Source organism: Pseudomonas sp. IC_126, from assembly GCF_004331835.1.
Lineage (GTDB): Bacteria > Pseudomonadota > Gammaproteobacteria > Pseudomonadales > Pseudomonadaceae > Stutzerimonas.
In genome coordinates this window covers 117,160-133,507 of sequence record NZ_SJSS01000002.1, presented here as the reverse complement: position 1 = coordinate 133,507, position 16,348 = coordinate 117,160, and the positions used below count along the sequence as shown (strand labels likewise).

Genomic DNA, 16,348 nt, shown 5'->3' with positions numbered 1-16,348 from the left:
TCACGCACGCAGACCGTGCGCTGGCTGATCCGGATTGCTCCACCAAGGCCGGTTTCGGTGACGCTGCCGTGACGCTCATTCAACCTGGGGGTCGAGTAAAGGATCTGAAGCCGGTCGGGAAAGCAATCAGATCGTGTTGTTACCGCTCTACATAACAGGACGCAATAATACAGCCCGCTACGGAGTCCGTTCATGCAGCCACGAATCACCGTCATCACCCTCGGGGTCGAGGATCTCGAGGCGTCGTTGCAGTTCTACCGCGACGGCCTCGGCTTCGCGAGCGAAGGCATCATCGGTGAGGCCTTCGAGTACGGTGCGGTAGTGTTCATCCATCTGCAACCCGGCCTGCGCCTGGCGCTCTGGCCGCGTAGCAGCATCGCTCATGACTCGGGGCTGGAGCTCGGTCCGGCCAGTTCGACAGAGATGACGTTGGGCCACAACGTGGCGTCGAAAGCCGACGTCGATGCCGTCATGGCGATAGCCGAGACGGCCGGAGCCGTCATCGTCAAGCCGCAGCACGAGACGTTCTGGGGCGGTTATTCAGGCTATTTCAAGGACCCGGACGGGCACCTCTGGGAAATCGTATGGAACCCGCAGCTCCTGGACTGAAGCATTACCGGTGAACGCCAGCCCTGGTTGCCTCAGAGTAGATGCCTGGATATGTGCCTGGATATCTCAACGACCGAAGCCTTGCCGGTGAATTCGAACCTAACCTTGCCCAACGATGAAAAGTAGATTTCCAGCTCCGAATCCAGATCGAAGGTTCCGGACGTTTCCACCGAATAGGCGACGATGTTCTTGTAGGGCAGGGAGGTAAAGTCCTTTTTGCTACCGGTGAGGCCTTGCACGTTTACCGCGATGATTCGCTTGGTCGTGAACACCACGCCGTCGCGCATCGATTTGTACGCGTCGACCACTTGCTCGCCGTCCAGCAGAAGGGAGCTGACCCGCTCCGCATACTCGTCGTTCTGCTTCAGCTTGAAAAAGCCTTTGTTATTGAAGTCGATCATCCGCATTCCCCGGTTCTATTTTCTGGCTACACGCTGAGCAAGATAACCGCCATACCGTCCCGCCGCTGTTTAGTTTTACCCTGTGCGGCGTCACTTGCTACATGAGGCCTTCGCCCTGGCGAGTGGCGTGTGCAGAAGTGTCCGCCAAAATTGCAATAGCAGGACGCGAAACGAAAAAGGCCCCAGATTTTCATCTAGGGCCTTCTTTAATATGGCGCACCAGGCGGGATTCGAACCCACGACCCCTGCCTTCGGAGGGCAGTACTCTATCCAGCTGAGCTACTGGTGCGTTGCGGGGCGCAATCATACGCATGTCGCCCGCAGCCGTCCATGGCGGCTCGGCGGCTGGCGCCATGGTTGGGACGAGGCTGCCATGGCGTGCCGGGTCATCAGGCTGATCTATCAGGCGTTAGTTTTTTTGAACATGGTGTTGCTGCGCACAGCTACACACCACTAGGATTCGTTCGAGATATCAAACGGCGTGCGTCTCGGCAGGAACCATGAGGTTGCCTTTCGCTCTGACAGAGGTCAGGCGGTGCCCGCTGCGGATCGCCCCTTTCGGCCAACGGCCTTGGTCCATTTCCCGGCAGCATCTGCCGGCTCGAAGGAGACTGCCATGCAACTCAAAGATACCGCTCTGTTCCGTCAGCAGGCTTATATAGATGGCAGCTGGCAGGACGCCGACAGCGGCGAGACGATCAAGGTAAACAACCCGGCCAGCGGCGAAATCCTCGGTACGGTGCCGAAGATGGGGGTCGCCGAAACACGCCGTGCCATCGAGGCGGCCGAGCGCGCGCTGCCGGCCTGGCGTGATCTGACCGCCAAGGAGCGCTCGCAGAAGCTGCGGCGCTGGTTCGAGCTGATGATGGAGAATCAGGACGATCTGGGCCGGCTGATGACGCTGGAGCAGGGCAAGCCGCTGGCCGAGTCCAAGGGCGAGATCACCTATGCCGCATCCTTTATCGAGTGGTTCGCCGAAGAGGCCAAGCGCATCTATGGCGACACCATTCCTGGGCATCAAAAAGACAAGCGCATCATCGTCATCAAGCAGCCGATTGGCGTCACCGCGGCCATCACGCCGTGGAATTTCCCGGCGGCGATGATCACCCGCAAGGCCGGCCCGGCTCTCGCGGCGGGTTGCACCATGGTGGTCAAGCCCGCCAGCCAGACGCCGTTCTCTGCGTTGGCGTTGGCCGAGTTGGCTGAGCGTGCCGGCATTCCCAAAGGCGTATTCAGTGTCATCACCGGTTCGGCCGGCGATATCGGCGACGAGCTGACCGCCAACCCGACCGTGCGCAAGATCACCTTCACCGGCTCCACCGAAGTCGGCGCTAAGCTGATGGCCCAGTGCGCACCGGGCATCAAGAAGGTCTCGCTGGAACTGGGCGGCAACGCACCGTTCCTGGTGTTCGACGATGCCGATCTCGATGAGGCGGTGAAGGGCGCAATGCAGTCCAAATACCGTAACGCCGGGCAGACCTGCGTCTGCGTCAACCGCATCTATGTGCAGAACGGTGTGTACGACGAGTTCGCAAAGAAATTCCAGGCCGCGGTGGAGAAACTGAAAGTCGGCAATGGGCTGGAAGAGGGCACCGACATCGGCCCGCTGATTGACGACCGCGCGGCGGCCAAGGTCAGGGAACACATAGAGGATGCCGTCGCCAATGGCGCCAAGGTGCTCACCGGCGGCAAGGCGCATCAGATGGGCGGTAGCTATTTCGAGCCGACATTAATGGTCAACGTGCCGCACGGCGCCAAGGTGGCCAAAGAGGAAACCTTCGGGCCGCTGGCGCCGCTGTTCCGCTTCGAGGATGAAGCTGAGGGCATCGCCCTGGCCAACGACACCGAGTTCGGCTTGGCCGCGTACTTTTACGCCCGTGACCTGGGCCGCGTGTTCCGCGTGGCCGAGGCCATCGAGTCGGGGATGATCGGCATCAACACCGGGATGATCTCCACTGAGGTGGCGCCGTTCGGCGGCGTGAAGTCATCCGGATTGGGGCGCGAAGGCTCGAAGTACGGCATCGAGGATTACCTGGAGATCAAGTACCTCTGCCTGGGGCTGTAAAACTAAGCGGTATCACGAGGAGCCAGTTCCCTTTCGGGACTGGCTCCTTTTCGCTTATGGCGGCTTATCCCGCTGGTCAATATCTCAAGCTGGCGGCATCCAGTGACGGTTTGTCTGCTGTCATCAGCAGGTCGCGTTGACGCGTGAGTCTCGCTGGCGCATCGATCAGGTGCGAAAACAGGCGAAAAGACGACACCCGGTGCGCTAGACAGTTATGGCGGTTGCCAACTGAAGCGATTATCACCAGTCTCTCGACATGCAGAAATGAGTCTATTATTCTGCTGTGCGAAACAAAATTCCGTGAAATAACAAATCCAATTCATCATTTCACAAGCGGAGGCCTGCCATGACGGATGTCGTACGGCTCGAACTTCAGGGCGAGATTGCTCTGATCACGGTCAACAACCCCCCGGTCAACGCGCTCGGCCATGCCGTGCGTCAAGGGCTGCTGCAGGCGTTTCAAAGCGCCGAAGCGGACGCGCAGGTTCGCGCCGTCGTGCTGGTCTGTGAAGGCAACACCTTTATCGCCGGCGCCGATATCAAGGAATTCGGCAAGCCGCCGCAGGCGCCGAGCCTGCCGGAGGTGATCGAGGTTATCGAAAGCAGCAGCAAGCCCAGCGTTGCGGTGATTCATGGCACCGCCCTGGGTGGCGGGTTGGAAGTCGCATTGGGCTGTCATTACCGCATCGCACGCCGCGACGCCAAGGTCGGGTTGCCGGAAGTGAAGCTGGGGCTGCTGCCCGGCGCTGGCGGCACGCAGCGACTGCCGCGTCTGGCCGGGGTCGCCAAGGCGCTGGACATGATCGTCAGCGGCACGCCGATTGGCGCCGCTGAGGCGGTGGAGCACCACATCGTCGATGAGGTATTCGAAGGCGACCTGAGAGGCGCCGGTCTGGCCTATGCTCGTCGCATGGTCGAAGAAGGCCGCGCCCCGCGCCGCAGCGGTGAACAGACGCGCGGTCTGGAAAACGCCGACAACGAGGCGCTGATCCGCGCCAAGCACGCCGAAGTGGCCAAGCGCATGCCGGGGCTGTTCTCGCCGCTGCGTTGCATCGCCGCGGTTGAGGCGGCAACCAAGCTGCCACTGGCCGAGGGCCTCAAGCGTGAGCGGGAGCTGTTCGCCGAGTGCCTGAACTCGCCGCAGCGCGGTGCGCTTATTCATTCGTTCTTCAGCGAGCGCCAAGCGAGCAAGATCAACGATCTGCCGGCCGATGTGAAACCCCGTGCCATTAGCACCGCCGCGGTGATCGGCGGCGGCACCATGGGTGTCGGGATTGCCCTGTGCTTTGCCAACGCCGGGGTGCCGGTGAAGCTGCTGGAGATCAATGAAGAAGCGCTGCAGCGCGGCCTGCAGCGGGCTCGTGATACCTACGCGGCCAGCGTCAAGCGCGGCAGCCTCACCGAGGACGCGATGGAAAAGCGCCTCAAGCTGGTCGAAGGCGTCACCGAGTACGCAGCGCTGGCAGATGTCGACGTGGTGGTCGAAGCGGTATTCGAAGAGATGGGCGTCAAGCAGCAGGTTTTCGAACAGCTGGACGCGGTGTGCAAGCCCGGTGCGATCCTCGCCTCTAACACCTCGTCGCTGGACCTGAACGCCATCGCTGCCTTCACCAAGCGGCCAGAAGATGTAGTCGGTCTGCACTTCTTCAGCCCCGCCAACGTCATGCGCTTGCTGGAAGTGGTGCGCGGCGAGAAGACCAGTCATGAGGTGCTCGGCACTGCCATGGCCATCGGCAAGAAGCTGAAGAAAGTCTCGGTCGTGGTCGGCGTCTGCGATGGCTTCGTCGGCAACCGCATGGTCTTTCAGTACGGCCGTGAGGCGGAGTTCCTGCTGGAAGAGGGCGCCACGCCGCAGCAGGTCGATGGTGCGCTGCGTAACTTCGGCATGGCCATGGGACCGTTCGCCATGCGCGACCTGTCCGGTCTCGACATCGGTCAGGCGATCCGCAAGCGCCAGCGCGCGACGCTGCCGGCGCATCTGGATTTCCCGACAGTGTCCGACAAGCTCTGCGCTGCCGGCATGCTCGGGCAGAAGACCGGCGCCGGCTACTACCGCTATGAACCGGGCAACCGCACGCCGCTGGAGAATCCCGAGTTGGCGCCTATGCTCGAAGCAGCCTCGCGGGAAAAGGGCATCAAGCGCAAGACGCTGGACGAGCAATACATCATCGAGCGGACCATTTATGCGCTGGTCAACGAGGGCGCGAAGATTCTCAAGGAGGGCGTCGCCCAGCGTTCCAGCGACATCGACATCATCTACCTCAACGGTTACGGCTTCCCGGCCTTCCGTGGCGGCCCGATGTACTACGCCGACAGCGTTGGCCTGGACAAGGTGCTGGCGCGGGTCAAGGAACTGCACGCACGTTGCGGCGACTGGTGGAAGCCAGCGCCGCTGCTGGAAAAACTGGCCGCCGAAGGCCGCACCTTCACCGAATGGCAGGCCGGGCAATGAGCACCGCCCGCCTGCAATCCGAACGCACCATGAGGACCTTCCCATGAACGTCAACTACACGGCCGAAGAGCTCGCCTTCCGCGATGAAGTGCGCGCCTTCCTGACAAACGAGCTGCCCGCGGACATCGCCGCCAAGGTCAAGCTCGGCAAGCACATGTCCAAAGAAGACCACCAGCGCTGGCAGCAGATTCTGGTCAAGCGCGGCTGGTACGCGCCGGGCTGGCCGGTGGAGCTGGGCGGGACCACCTGGGGCCCGGTCGAGAAGCACATTTTCGACGAGGAATGCGCCGCCTTCGGTGCGCCGCGTAGTGTGCCTTTCGGCGTCAACATGGTCGCCCCGGTGATCATCAAGTTCGGCACCCAGCAGCAGAAGGATCACTACCTGCCGCGCATCCTCGATGGCACCGACTGGTGGTGCCAGGGCTATTCCGAGCCGGGTGCCGGTTCCGATCTGGCGAGCCTGAAGACCCGCGCCGTGCGTGACGGCGACCACTATGTCGTCAACGGCCAGAAGACCTGGACCACCCTCGGTCAGCACGCCGACTGGATTTTCTGCCTGGTGCGCACAGACCCAGAGGCCCAGCAACAGCGCGGCATCAGCTTCCTGTTGATCGACATGAGCACGCCGGGCATCAGCGTGCGGCCGATCATCACCCTGGACGGCGATCACGAAGTTAACGAAGTCTTCTTCGACAACGTCCGCGTGCCGGTGGAAAACCTCGTCGGCCAGGAAAACCAGGGCTGGACCTGCGCCAAGTACCTTTTGACCCACGAGCGCACAGGCCTGGCCGGCATCGGCGCGTCGAAGGCGGCGCTGGCGCATCTCAAGCGCATCGCCATGAAGGAAGTCTGCGACGGCAAACCAATGCTCGAAGACCCGCTGTTCCGCGCCCAGGTTGCGGAAGTCGAAATGCAGCTGATGGCCATCGAGATGAGCACCCTGCGCATCCTTGCCGCGGCGAAGGAGGGCGGCGTGCCCGGTGCGGAGTCTTCCATTCTCAAGGTCAAGGGCACCGAAATCCGCCAGGCCATCACTAGCCTGTTGCGCAAGGTGATCGGCCCCTACGCGCTGCCGTTCCTCGACGAGGAGCTGCAGCTCGATTACGAGGGCGAGCTGTTGCACGCCGACTACAGCGCTTCGCTGGCCGGTGATTACTTCAACATGCGCAAGCTGTCGATCTTCGGCGGCTCCAACGAAATCCAGAAGAACATCGTCTCGAAGATGATTCTCGAGCTGTAAGGGGCACCGCAATGGACTTCAAACTGACTGAAGAGCAGCAAATGCTGCAAGACACCGCGGCGCGTCTGGTGCGCGACGCCTACCCGTTCGAGCAGCGCGAGAAATTCAGCGAGTCGGAACTGGGCTTCTCCGCCGAGTTCTGGGGCCAGCTGGGCGAGCTGGGCCTGACGGCCGTGCCGTTCGCCGAAGAGATTGGTGGCTTCGGTGGCGGCGGCGTGGAAACCATGCTGGTCATGACCGAGCTGGGCCGTGGCCTGACGCTTGAGCCCTACCTGCAGTCGGTCATCTATGGTGGCGGATTGCTCAACCAGCTGGGCAGCGACACGCAGAAGCAGGATTTGCTGCCCCGGGTAGCGGCTGGCTCGTTGCAATTGGCGGTGGCGTTCGAAGAGCCGCAGAGCCACTACAACCTCAACGACGTGCAGACCAACGCTGAGGCCATTGACGGCGGCTACCGGCTGTCTGGGCGGAAGGCCGTGGTGATCGGTGGGCACAGCGCCGGTCAGATCATCGTCTCCGCGCGCACTGCCGGTGACAGTCGCGACGAAGCCGGCATCAGCCTGTTCCTCGTCGACCCGAATGCCCAAGGCGTCAGCCGCCGCGTCTACCCGACCATCGACGGGCGCAAGGGCTGCGAACTGTTCCTCGACAACGTTCAGGTCACGGCCGACGCCGTGCTCGGCGAGATCGGCAGTGCGCTGCCGGCGCTGCGCTACCAGCAGGGCCGCGCCATCGCCGCGCAGTGCGCCGATGCGCTGGGCAGCATGGATGAAGCCTGCAAGCTGACCCTCGACTACCTGAAGACGCGCAAGCAGTTCGGCGTACCGATCGGCAAGTTCCAGGTGCTGCAGCACCGCATGGTGGACATGCAGACCGAGTTGGAACAGGCCACCAGCATGGCGATCCTTGCCGCAACCTTCGCTGATGGTGAAGACAACGACGACCGGCGTCGCATCATCGCCGCCGCCAAGTACATCTGCGCCCGCGCCGCACGCAAGGTCGCCGAAGAAGCGATCCAGCTGCACGGCGGCATCGGCATGACCTGGGAATACAACCTCGCCCATCACGCCAAGCGCCTGGTGATGATCTCCCACCAGTTCGGTGATGACGACCATCATCTGAGGGCGTACGCGAAGTTGATGCAGGTGGCGTAAGCCGCTAGTTACAGTACACGCGACCGGGCCATTGGCCCGGTTTTGCTTTCCAGCAACTTGTATGACATTGAGTGGCGCCACCAATGGCTTACGGGCGGTGGGCTAAAGCCCACCCTACGATGTGGTTCTGCGCCCGAGCATGTAGGGCGGGTGCAACCCGCCGCCCGCCGGGCATGCCGGCGAGTTGCATCGGCGATATGACGCGGGCCGGCACCAGTTCAGACGCGAGCGGGGCTTTCGTAGGGTGGGCTTTAGCCCACCAATGGCTCGCTGGCGATGGGCTAAAGCCCACCCTACGGTATGGTTCTGCGCCTGAATGTAGGGCGGATGTAAATCGCCGCCTGGATCAGGTGTGGCTCGTACTCTGCGGCTTCCACTCCTGCAGCCGGTCCAGGCTGCCGCGGTAGTGCTTGAGACCTAGGCCTAGCAGGATCATGGCGCCGACTAGGGCGATGCCGGTGACGATCAGCAGCGAGTAGCGCAGGGCGTTGTCGTCGCCGAAGACGAAGTCGGTACCCAGCGCCACCGCGGTCGGGCCGATGCCGAGGCCGACCATGGTGATGACGAACAGATACACCGCCGAGGCCTGGCCGCGCATGGAGTTGGGCATGATTTCCTGGATCGCTGCCGGGCCGACGCCAAAGGGCATCGCAATGGTGAAGACGTGAAGGGCGATCAGGGCCAGCGCCAGTTCGCCGCTGCCGGCGAGGTAGGCGAAGTTAAGCGGCAGGGTTAGCGCGGCGGAGATGATGCCCACCCGTAGCGGCGCGTCGCGGTAACCGCGGCGGTGCAGCAGATCGGACAGCCGCCCGCCGGCGATGATGCCCAGCGAGCCGGCCACCGCCACCACGGAGCCGTAAAGCACGCCGACGTCGCTGGCCGACCAGCCGTAGGTGCGAATGAAGAAGGTCGGTATCCACGCCGAACTGCCATAGGCCGCGAAGGCCAGGCAGGCGAAGCCGAAGTTGTGGCAGAGCACGGTGCGACGGTTCTGTTTGATGTAGCCGGCCACTTCGCTCAGCGGCACCTCGACCCCGGCGCCGACACCTTTGCGCGACGGTTCGCGGATCAGCAACAGTACGGCGGTGAACAGCATTCCGGCCGCACCGAGCACGAGGAAGATCAACTGCCACGGGCGGACCATGCCGATGATCGGCAGCAGCACATCGCCCTGCGCCGAGGCGAACTTGACCACCAATCCGCCGAGCAGAAAGGCCAGCCCCGAGCCGATGTAGATGCCCATCGAGTAGACGCTCATCGCCGTGCCGCGCAGCTTGGGCGGGAAGCTGTCTGCGATCAATGAGTAAGCCGAGGGTGACAACGCGGCCTCGCCGACGCCCACGCCGATGCGGAACACCAGGAACTGCCAGAACGTCCGGGCGGTGCCGCACAGCGCAGTCATCACGCTCCAGATCAGCACGCCGACGGCGATGATGCCGCGACGGCTCTTGCGATCGGCCAGGCGCCCGATGGGCACACCGCAGATGGTGTAGAACACCGCGAAGGAGAAGCCCATCAGCAGGCTCATATGGGTGTCGGTGATGTCGAGATCGCGACGGATCGGCTCGACCAGCAGGTTAAGGATCTGCCGGTCGACGAAGGACAGGACGTAGGCGAGCATCAGGATCGCGACCGTTACCCAGGCGCGGGTGCTCGAGGGGTAGCCATTATTGTTGTTGTCCATGGCAGGCTCCGAGTTGATGGGATGGCTGTGATCAGCCCACTCAAATGTCGTCGGAGTTCAGCCATCCGGCAAGTTCAATAAGCCCTATATATGTTTCGAAATATGGTCTCGTCGTTCCGCAGTGCAAAACATGCGGTCTGCTGCGTTAAGCCACCGTCCGGCTTTCCTCAGGTGCTAGCTCTGGCAATAACCAGCGTAACCACAGGGTTGGTGCGAAGGATTTGCGGAAAAAGCCGAAATGGCCGATGCGGGCGGCGCCGATCTCGCTTGGAGCGATCCGTCGCAGGTTCTTCGGCGCGGATGTGTAGAAGCCGTGCAACGACTCGGTATTACGTGCCGACATCATCTCGTCGTCGGTGAACGACAGCGATGTCAGCGGTGTTCGCACGGCGTCGAAGGCGTGGCGCACGGGCTCGCCCTCGACGCCAATCAGATATTGGGGATGCAGGCACCAGCGGCGCCACTGACGGATCACCCCGGCGGGCAGGTCGCCGACCGCGCCAATGCGGCCACCGGGAAAATACCCGGCCAGCGCGGTGAGCACCGGCGCCAGGCCATGCCAGAGTAACCAGGCCTTGCGACGAATCTGTGGGCTGTTCTCCCGCCAGTAACCGCTACCGGCGGCGATGGTGACGATGCGGGTGAGCCGCTCATGGCCCTTCACCAAGGGCAGGATTTGCGCGCCGACGCTATGGCCGATCCAGTACAGCGGCAGATCGCCGGCCGCCTCGGCGACTTCTGCCAGTACCGCGCTGGCGTCATGGCGGGCCCAGTCGAGCACGTCCACGTCGAGCTGGCGCAGTGGAACCCGGCGGGACAGGCCCATGCCGAGGTAGTCGAAGGTGACCGCCATAAAGCCCTGCTCGGCGAGCCAGCCGGCGAAATCGGCGTAGAAGCGCTGCTCGACGGCCATTGCCGGCGCGACCAGCACAGCGCCGCGTGGCGTGCCGGCTGGGTGGTACCAGTAGCTGGAAATCAGATGGCCGTTGCCGTTGTCGATGGTGCGTGCCTCAGCCTGTATCGTCGCCATGTTTGTTCTCCGGTCTTTTTGTATGGCCTGGATCGGTGCAGTATACGAACGGCAGAAAGTAATTCTAGAAAAATATTCTAGCCGGAGTCCGGATGGCCCGTAGTAGCCGCAAACAGGAAATCCTTCAGGCCGCGCTGGCCTGCTTTACCGAACATGGCGTTGAAGCCACCACCATCGAGATGATCCGCGATCGCTCCGGCGCCAGCATCGGAAGCCTCTATCATCATTTCGGCAATCGCGAGCGGATCATCGCCGCGCTTTATCTTGAAGGCATCGGTGAGTACGCCGCGCTGTTGGAAGCAGGGCTGATCGAAACGCTGGATGCCGAAGCCTGCATCAAGCTGTTCGTCACCTGCTACATCGACTGGGTGGTGGCGAATCCGAACTGGGCGCGCTTCGTCCTGCACAACCGTGGGCGGGTCGAGGCGGGCGAGATGGGCGAGCGGTTGCGAGAGGTCAACCAAGCCCATGGCGAGCGGGTCGGTGCGATCCTGCGCCGCCACCGTGAAAGCGGCGCCTTTCGCCGAATGCCGGGCGACTGCTTTCTAGCGGTGGTGATCGGACCCTGTCACGACATGGCGCGCAATTGGCTGGCCGGGCGTTCACGCACCGCCCTGGCCGATTGTCGCGAACTGCTCGCAGAGATTGCCTGGGCGAGCGTCAAGGCCTAGCGCGTCGGTGCGGGTCAGACGCCGAGGCTTTCGATATCGCGAGCCAGCATTTCCAGCTGGTGCGCCAGCGAACCCCTGAGGGTTTCTTCGCTGAGTTGGAATGAGGGGGCACCGCAGGTCAGCGCCATGACGCTGCCGTCGGCCAGATGCAGTGGCACGCCAGCGGCTTTAACGTTGCGGTCCCAGTCGCCCAGAGACAGGCAGAACCCATGCTGGCGGTATTCCTCGAAGGACACTTCCAGCGACTGCTTCATTGTTGGCCAGTCTTCGCCATACTTGGTTTCCAGCGCCGCCATCAGGTGCTCACGTTCCTTTTCCGGCGTGGCGGCGAGAAAGGCCCGGCCCGCCGCGGTGGTGGCTAGCGGCAGGCGCACACCGGCGTCCATACGCAGCGTCGAAACCTCGGCGGGACGGCAATTTTCGATGTAGATCATCGACAGCCGGTCGCGGCAGGTCAGGCCTACGGAAGTGTTGGTGCGACGGGAGAACTCGTCCATGTACGGCTTGGCCAGCTGACGCACACGCAGATTGGACACATAGGCATAGCCCAGGGCCAGCACGCCGGAATCGAGCTGATACTTCTCCAGTTGCTGCGAGTAGCTGAGGTAGCCGAGCTTGGTCAGGGTGTAGGTCATGCGCGACACCGTGGGCTTGGGTAGTCCGGTGATGCGTGCGATGTCCTGGTTGCCCATCACCACCGAGCCGTGGGTGAAGGCGCGCAGAACGTCCAACCCGCGAGACAGGGCCTCGACGAATTTGCGGTCCTTGGGGTTCTCGATGTCTTCAGCGTCGCTCATGGTGATGTCGGTCTGTCTGTTAGTGGCAGCGGGCGCGAACGATAGCAGATCGCCCTGATGGCTGGCAGTGCGCTCAGTCCGCCTTGCTGTAGATGATGTTGTTTCATACTAGTTGAATAAAACGAGCTTGTGTTCTGCACAGTAAAACAATGGTTCGCTGTTCTGCATCCTTAAGTTGTTGCCGTGAGGCTTTGTGCGAAAAGGCACGTAGCGTGCTGTAACTCCATCTACTAAGCGGGCACTGAATAACAGGCGACGAACGGCGTATCTCTGCAAGGTCTTGGAGATGCCGGCGCCGCGGGCGCTTGGAGGCTGAATGAGCCGGTACGGAAAAGTCACTCCGCGCTTGTTGCCCTGGGGGCTTTCTGATATAAAGCAGCGCTCTTTTCTAGGGGCCCGGTTTCTTCGCTTGCTGCGTAGCCGGTAAGACCCCAATGAAACGCGGCGCTGAGCGCCAAAAGACAAGTGAATTCAAGCGGCCAACCCATGCCGGGTTGGGCATGTGGTTTTAGAGGGCTGAGGCATGTCGAGAGTCTGTCAAGTTACCGGTAAGGGTCCGGTAACCGGGAACAACATTTCCCACGCGAACAACAAAACCCGTCGTCGTTTTCTTCCGAACCTGCAGCATCATCGCTTCTGGGTCGAGTCCGAGAACCGCTTCGTACGTCTGCGCCTGACTGCCAAAGGCATGCGCGTTATCGACAAGCGCGGCATCGACGCCGTTCTGGCTGAACTCCGCGCTCGCGGCGAAAAGGTTTAAGGAGAACTATCATGCGTGACCTGATCCGTTTGGTGTCCAGCGCCGGTACCGGCCACTTCTACACCACCGACAAGAACAAGCGCACCACCCCTGACAAGCTCGAAATCAAGAAATTCGATCCTGTCGTACGTAAGCATGTGATCTACAAGGAAGCCAAGATCAAGTAATTGATCGGCCCTTGAAGGAAAAACCCGCCACTCGGCGGGTTTTTTCGTTTTGGCGTGGTGCTTTGTTCAGGCTGCCAGGAAGCCAAAAAGCTTCGCCCCGAGGGCGGGCCTCCCACAAAGGCAACAAGCACTCACCGTATCGTTTTGTGAGAGGTGCGCCCTCGCGGCGAACGGGCGCAGATGTGCCGGCGAAGCAGCGCTTTTGCACTGAGGCCGGCCCGCCTACAAACCCAGCATGACGTGTCGGGCCATTTGCTTCGGCGTCTGTCAGGCAGCCTTGCGGATCGCATCGGCGAGGCGTTCGATCATCGCGTCGATGTGTTCGCGCTCGACGATCAGCGCCGGTGACAGAGCGATGGTGTCGCCACTGGCGCGGGCCAGCAGACCATCCTCGAAGCACTGACGGAACACCTCGTAGCCGCACTTGCCAACGCCGTCGACATGGGTGGCGAACTGGATGCCGCCAACCAGCCCCGTGGTACGGATGTCGATCACGTTCGGCAGGTCCTGCAGGCTGAACAGCGATTCCTGCCAGTAGCCTTCTATCTCGATGGCCTTCTGAAACAGATTTTCCCGCTGATAGATCTCCAGAGTTGCCAGGGCCGCAGCGCAGGCCACCGGGTGGCCCGAATAGGTGTAGCCGTGGAAAAACTCGATGATGCTTTCCGGACCCTGCATAAAAGCATCGTGGATCTGTTCGGAAACCAGCACCGCGCCCATTGGAATCGCGCCGTTGGTCAGGCCTTTGGCGCAGGTAATGATGTCCGGCGTGACGCCCCAGCGCTGGGCGGCGAAGGCCCCGCCGACGCGGCCGAAACCGGTGATCACTTCGTCGAAGATCAGCAGGATGCCGTGCCTGGCGGTAATCTCGCGCAGGCGTTGCAGATAGCCCACAGGCGGCAATATCACGCCCGCCGAGCCTGACATGGGTTCAACGATTACGGCGGCGATGTTTTCTGCGCCATGCAGGGCGACCAGCCGCTCCAGCTCATCGGCTTTCTCCGCGCCATGTTGCGGCAGGCCACGGCTGAACGCGTTGCGCTGCAGATCCAGTGTATGCGGCAGATGATCGACGCCCGGTAGCAGCGAATTGCCGAACGCCTTGCGGTTGTTGCCCATGCCGCCGACCGAAACGCCGCCGAAGCCGACGCCGTGATAGGCCAGCTCACGGCCGATCAACCGGGAGCGGCTGCCCTGGCCGATAGCACGTTGATAGGCCAGGGCGACTTTCAATGCGGTGTCGGCCGCCTCGGACCCGGAGTTGGTGAAGAACACACGGTTCAGGCCCGTCGGACTAATTTGTGTCAGCCGTTCGGCCAACTCGAAGGGCAGCGGATGGCCCATCTGAAAAGTCGGCGCGAAATCCATCTGAGCGATCTGCCGGCTCACCGCCTCGGTGATTTCCCGGCGCCCATGACCGGCATTACAGCACCAAAGCCCAGCCGTCCCATCGATCACCTGCCGACCGTCGCTGTCGGTGTAGTACATGCCTTCGGCGCGCTCCAGCAGGCGCGGGCTGCCCTTGAACTGGCGGTTGGCGGTGAAAGGCATCCAGAAATGTTCGGCAGAGGCGGTGGGGTGCAGATCGTTAGCCATGACTAGCTCCGGAAGGGCAGTTTTGACGACTATGCTGTAACGCGACGTCATTGCAGACGCACAGCGGCTTCGGCGAGTCTATGTTTAATAAATCGAACAAAACAAGGCAAAATCCGCGCCTGCGTAAAAAATATTGATAGGGCTGGCGCCGCTGGTTTAGGGTGCCTTTCTGATTATTCGACTGTTACCGAGGACGCCCCATGACCACCCTGACACTCGCCGACTGGCAACAGCGTGCCCGCGACCTGCGCATCGAAGGCCGGGCCTTCATTCAGGGCGAATACACCGCATCCAGTGCTGCCGCTGGTTTCGATTGCATCAGCCCGGTCGATGGTCGCGTACTGGCGCAAGTGGCGAGCTGCGACGAGGCCGATGCCGACCGCGCCGTGCTCAGTGCGCGGATGGCTTTTGAATCGGGTGTCTGGTCGCGCCTGGCGCCGGCCAAGCGCAAGGCGGTGATGATCCGCTTCGCCGACCTGCTTGAAGCTAATGCCGAGGAGCTGGCATTGCTGGAAACCCTCGACATGGGCAAGCCGATCAGCGATGCGCTGGGTGTGGATATTCCGGGTGCGGCGCGGGCGCTGCGCTGGAGCGGTGAGGCGATCGACAAAATCTACGATGAAGTGGCGGCGACTCCGCACGACCAGCTAGGCCTGGTCACTCGCGAGCCGGTTGGCGTGGTAGCAGCCATCGTGCCGTGGAATTTCCCGCTGATGATGGCCTGCTGGAAGCTCGGCCCGGCGCTGTCTACCGGTAACTCGGTGGTGCTCAAGCCGTCCGAGAAATCGCCGCTCAGTGCGATCCGCGTGGCGCAACTGGCGATCGAGGCAGGCATTCCGGCCGGCGTGCTCAACGTGCTGCCGGGCTACGGCCACACCGTGGGCAAGGCGCTGGCGCTGCACATGGACGTCGATACGCTGGTATTCACCGGTTCCACGCGAGTTGCCAAGCAATTGATGATCTACGCTGGCGAATCGAACATGAAGCGCGTCTGGCTGGAGGCCGGTGGCAAGAGCCCGAACATCGTTTTCGCCGACGCACCGGACCTGGCAGCGGCGGCGCGCTCAGCAGCGAGCGCCATCGCCTTCAACCAGGGCGAGGTCTGCACCGCCGGCTCGCGGCTGCTGGTGGAAAGTTCGGTCAAGGAGCGCTTCCTGCCGATGGTGGTCGAGGCGCTCAAGGGCTGGCAGCCGGGCAACCCGCTGGACCCCGCGACCAATGTCGGCGCGCTGGTCGATACCCAGCAACTGGATACCGTGCTCGGCTACATCGAAGCCGGCCGCAACGACGGCGCCCAGGTGCTAATCGGCGGTCAGCGGACCCTGGAAGACACCGGTGGGCTGTATGTCGAGCCGACCATCTTCGATGGCGTGAGCAACGCGATGAAGATCGCTCAGGAGGAAATCTTCGGCCCGGTGCTGTCGGTGATCACCTTCGATACGGCGGCCGAAGCCGTCGCCATTGCCAACGACACCCCGTATGGCCTCGCCGCGGCGGTGTGGACGGCGGATCTGTCCAAGGCGCATTTGACGGCCAAAGCACTACGGGCTGGCAGCGTCTGGGTCAACCAGTACGACGGCGGCGACATGACCGCGCCGTTCGGTGGCTTCAAGCAGTCCGGAAATGGCCGCGACAAGTCGCTGCATGCCTTCGATAAGTACACCGAGCTGAAGGCGACGTGGATAAAGCTTTGATGGAGCAGCTGTTAGATTGAAGCGGAAA

The 16,348-nt window shown here is 62.2% G+C and carries 14 protein-coding genes and 1 tRNA gene; 9 read left to right on the top strand and 6 right to left on the bottom strand.

The features are described from left to right. Positions 1 to 192 precede the first annotated feature (192 nt). Entirely contained in the window at positions 193 to 609 is a 417-nt protein-coding gene (locus E0D86_RS06045) for a VOC family protein (protein WP_131649099.1), read from the top strand. A gap of 32 nt (positions 610 to 641) precedes the next feature. Here E0D86_RS06045 and E0D86_RS06040 read toward each other — a convergent pair whose 3' ends face one another. Both E0D86_RS06040 and E0D86_RS06035 read right to left on the bottom strand, forming a co-directional pair. Then, positions 642 to 1,010, bottom strand: a complete 369-nt coding sequence (locus E0D86_RS06040) for a PH domain-containing protein (RefSeq protein ID WP_131649098.1) — start codon at positions 1,008 to 1,010, stop codon at positions 642 to 644. A gap of 212 nt (positions 1,011 to 1,222) precedes the next feature. Further along, positions 1,223 to 1,299 (bottom strand) — tRNA-Arg (locus E0D86_RS06035). A gap of 327 nt (positions 1,300 to 1,626) precedes the next feature. Between E0D86_RS06035 and gabD the strand changes: the two genes are divergently transcribed. From gabD to E0D86_RS06015, 4 genes are all read left to right on the top strand, one after another. Further along, positions 1,627 to 3,075, top strand: coding sequence for an NADP-dependent succinate-semialdehyde dehydrogenase (gabD, locus tag E0D86_RS06030; protein ID WP_131649097.1), 1,449 nt, complete (start codon positions 1,627 to 1,629; stop codon positions 3,073 to 3,075). A gap of 346 nt (positions 3,076 to 3,421) precedes the next feature. After that, positions 3,422 to 5,527, top strand: coding sequence for a 3-hydroxyacyl-CoA dehydrogenase NAD-binding domain-containing protein (locus tag E0D86_RS06025; RefSeq protein WP_131649096.1), 2,106 nt, complete (start codon positions 3,422 to 3,424; stop codon positions 5,525 to 5,527). Between the two features lie 43 nt (positions 5,528 to 5,570). Continuing rightward, positions 5,571 to 6,767: an acyl-CoA dehydrogenase family protein gene (locus E0D86_RS06020; RefSeq protein WP_131649095.1), complete on the top strand. Its 1,197-nt coding sequence runs from the start codon at positions 5,571 to 5,573 to the stop codon at positions 6,765 to 6,767. A gap of 11 nt (positions 6,768 to 6,778) precedes the next feature. Beyond that, positions 6,779 to 7,921 carry an acyl-CoA dehydrogenase family protein gene (locus E0D86_RS06015; protein ID WP_131649094.1) on the top strand — a complete coding sequence of 381 codons (1,143 nt, stop codon included), beginning with the start codon at positions 6,779 to 6,781 and terminating at the stop codon, positions 7,919 to 7,921. A 346-nt stretch (positions 7,922 to 8,267) separates the two neighbouring features. On the opposite strand, the gene E0D86_RS06010 is transcribed toward E0D86_RS06015, so the two are convergent. Continuing rightward, on the bottom strand, positions 8,268 to 9,605 hold the full coding sequence (locus E0D86_RS06010) for an MFS transporter (protein ID WP_131649093.1): 1,338 nt from the start codon (positions 9,603 to 9,605) through the stop codon (positions 8,268 to 8,270). 145 nt (positions 9,606 to 9,750) lie between these two features. Next, entirely contained in the window at positions 9,751 to 10,635 is an 885-nt protein-coding gene (locus tag E0D86_RS06005) for a serine aminopeptidase domain-containing protein (RefSeq protein WP_131649092.1), read from the bottom strand. Between the two features lie 92 nt (positions 10,636 to 10,727). Here E0D86_RS06005 and E0D86_RS06000 point away from each other — a divergent pair, with 92 nt between their 5' ends. Next, positions 10,728 to 11,306, top strand: a complete 579-nt coding sequence (locus tag E0D86_RS06000; protein ID WP_131649091.1) for a TetR/AcrR family transcriptional regulator — start codon at positions 10,728 to 10,730, stop codon at positions 11,304 to 11,306. A 14-nt stretch (positions 11,307 to 11,320) separates the two neighbouring features. Here the strand turns inward: E0D86_RS06000 and E0D86_RS05995 are convergent, their stop codons facing one another. Beyond that, positions 11,321 to 12,103, bottom strand: coding sequence for an IclR family transcriptional regulator (locus tag E0D86_RS05995; RefSeq protein ID WP_131649090.1), 783 nt, complete (start codon positions 12,101 to 12,103; stop codon positions 11,321 to 11,323). A gap of 523 nt (positions 12,104 to 12,626) precedes the next feature. Here E0D86_RS05995 and rpmB point away from each other — a divergent pair. Continuing rightward, positions 12,627 to 12,863, top strand: coding sequence for a 50S ribosomal protein L28 (rpmB, locus tag E0D86_RS05990; RefSeq protein ID WP_019339373.1), 237 nt, complete (start codon positions 12,627 to 12,629; stop codon positions 12,861 to 12,863). Between the two features lie 11 nt (positions 12,864 to 12,874). Continuing rightward, positions 12,875 to 13,030 (top strand): 50S ribosomal protein L33, encoded by a 156-nt coding sequence (gene rpmG, locus E0D86_RS05985; RefSeq protein WP_131649089.1) that lies wholly within the window; start codon positions 12,875 to 12,877, stop codon positions 13,028 to 13,030. Between the two features lie 267 nt (positions 13,031 to 13,297). On the opposite strand, the gene E0D86_RS05980 is transcribed toward rpmG, so the two are convergent. Then, on the bottom strand, positions 13,298 to 14,626 hold the full coding sequence (locus E0D86_RS05980; protein WP_131649088.1) for an aspartate aminotransferase family protein: 1,329 nt from the start codon (positions 14,624 to 14,626) through the stop codon (positions 13,298 to 13,300). A 200-nt stretch (positions 14,627 to 14,826) separates the two neighbouring features. Between E0D86_RS05980 and E0D86_RS05975 the strand changes: the two genes are divergently transcribed. Beyond that, on the top strand, positions 14,827 to 16,320 hold the full coding sequence (locus E0D86_RS05975) for an aldehyde dehydrogenase (RefSeq protein ID WP_131649087.1): 1,494 nt from the start codon (positions 14,827 to 14,829) through the stop codon (positions 16,318 to 16,320). Positions 16,321 to 16,348 lie beyond the last annotated feature (28 nt).

Excerpts from the sequence above, each read along its gene's own strand:
- E0D86_RS06015 (WP_131649094.1), top strand. The coding sequence starts at position 6,779 with ATGGACTTCAAACTGACTGAAGAGCAGCAAATGCTGCAAGACACCGCG.
- E0D86_RS05995 (WP_131649090.1), bottom strand. The coding sequence starts at position 12,103 with ATGAGCGACGCTGAAGACATCGAGAACCCCAAGGACCGCAAATTCGTC.
- E0D86_RS06025 (WP_131649096.1), top strand. The coding sequence starts at position 3,422 with ATGACGGATGTCGTACGGCTCGAACTTCAGGGCGAGATTGCTCTGATC.
- E0D86_RS06045 (WP_131649099.1), top strand. The coding sequence starts at position 193 with ATGCAGCCACGAATCACCGTCATCACCCTCGGGGTCGAGGATCTCGAG.
- E0D86_RS06000 (WP_131649091.1), top strand. The coding sequence starts at position 10,728 with ATGGCCCGTAGTAGCCGCAAACAGGAAATCCTTCAGGCCGCGCTGGCC.
- E0D86_RS06010 (WP_131649093.1), bottom strand. The coding sequence starts at position 9,605 with ATGGACAACAACAATAATGGCTACCCCTCGAGCACCCGCGCCTGGGTA.
- E0D86_RS05975 (WP_131649087.1), top strand. The coding sequence starts at position 14,827 with ATGACCACCCTGACACTCGCCGACTGGCAACAGCGTGCCCGCGACCTG.
- rpmB (WP_019339373.1), top strand. The coding sequence starts at position 12,627 with ATGTCGAGAGTCTGTCAAGTTACCGGTAAGGGTCCGGTAACCGGGAAC.
- rpmG (WP_131649089.1), top strand. The coding sequence starts at position 12,875 with ATGCGTGACCTGATCCGTTTGGTGTCCAGCGCCGGTACCGGCCACTTC.
- E0D86_RS06040 (WP_131649098.1), bottom strand. The coding sequence starts at position 1,010 with ATGATCGACTTCAATAACAAAGGCTTTTTCAAGCTGAAGCAGAACGAC.
- E0D86_RS06020 (WP_131649095.1), top strand. The coding sequence starts at position 5,571 with ATGAACGTCAACTACACGGCCGAAGAGCTCGCCTTCCGCGATGAAGTG.
- gabD (WP_131649097.1), top strand. The coding sequence starts at position 1,627 with ATGCAACTCAAAGATACCGCTCTGTTCCGTCAGCAGGCTTATATAGAT.
- E0D86_RS06005 (WP_131649092.1), bottom strand. The coding sequence starts at position 10,635 with ATGGCGACGATACAGGCTGAGGCACGCACCATCGACAACGGCAACGGC.
- E0D86_RS05980 (WP_131649088.1), bottom strand. The coding sequence starts at position 14,626 with ATGGCTAACGATCTGCACCCCACCGCCTCTGCCGAACATTTCTGGATG.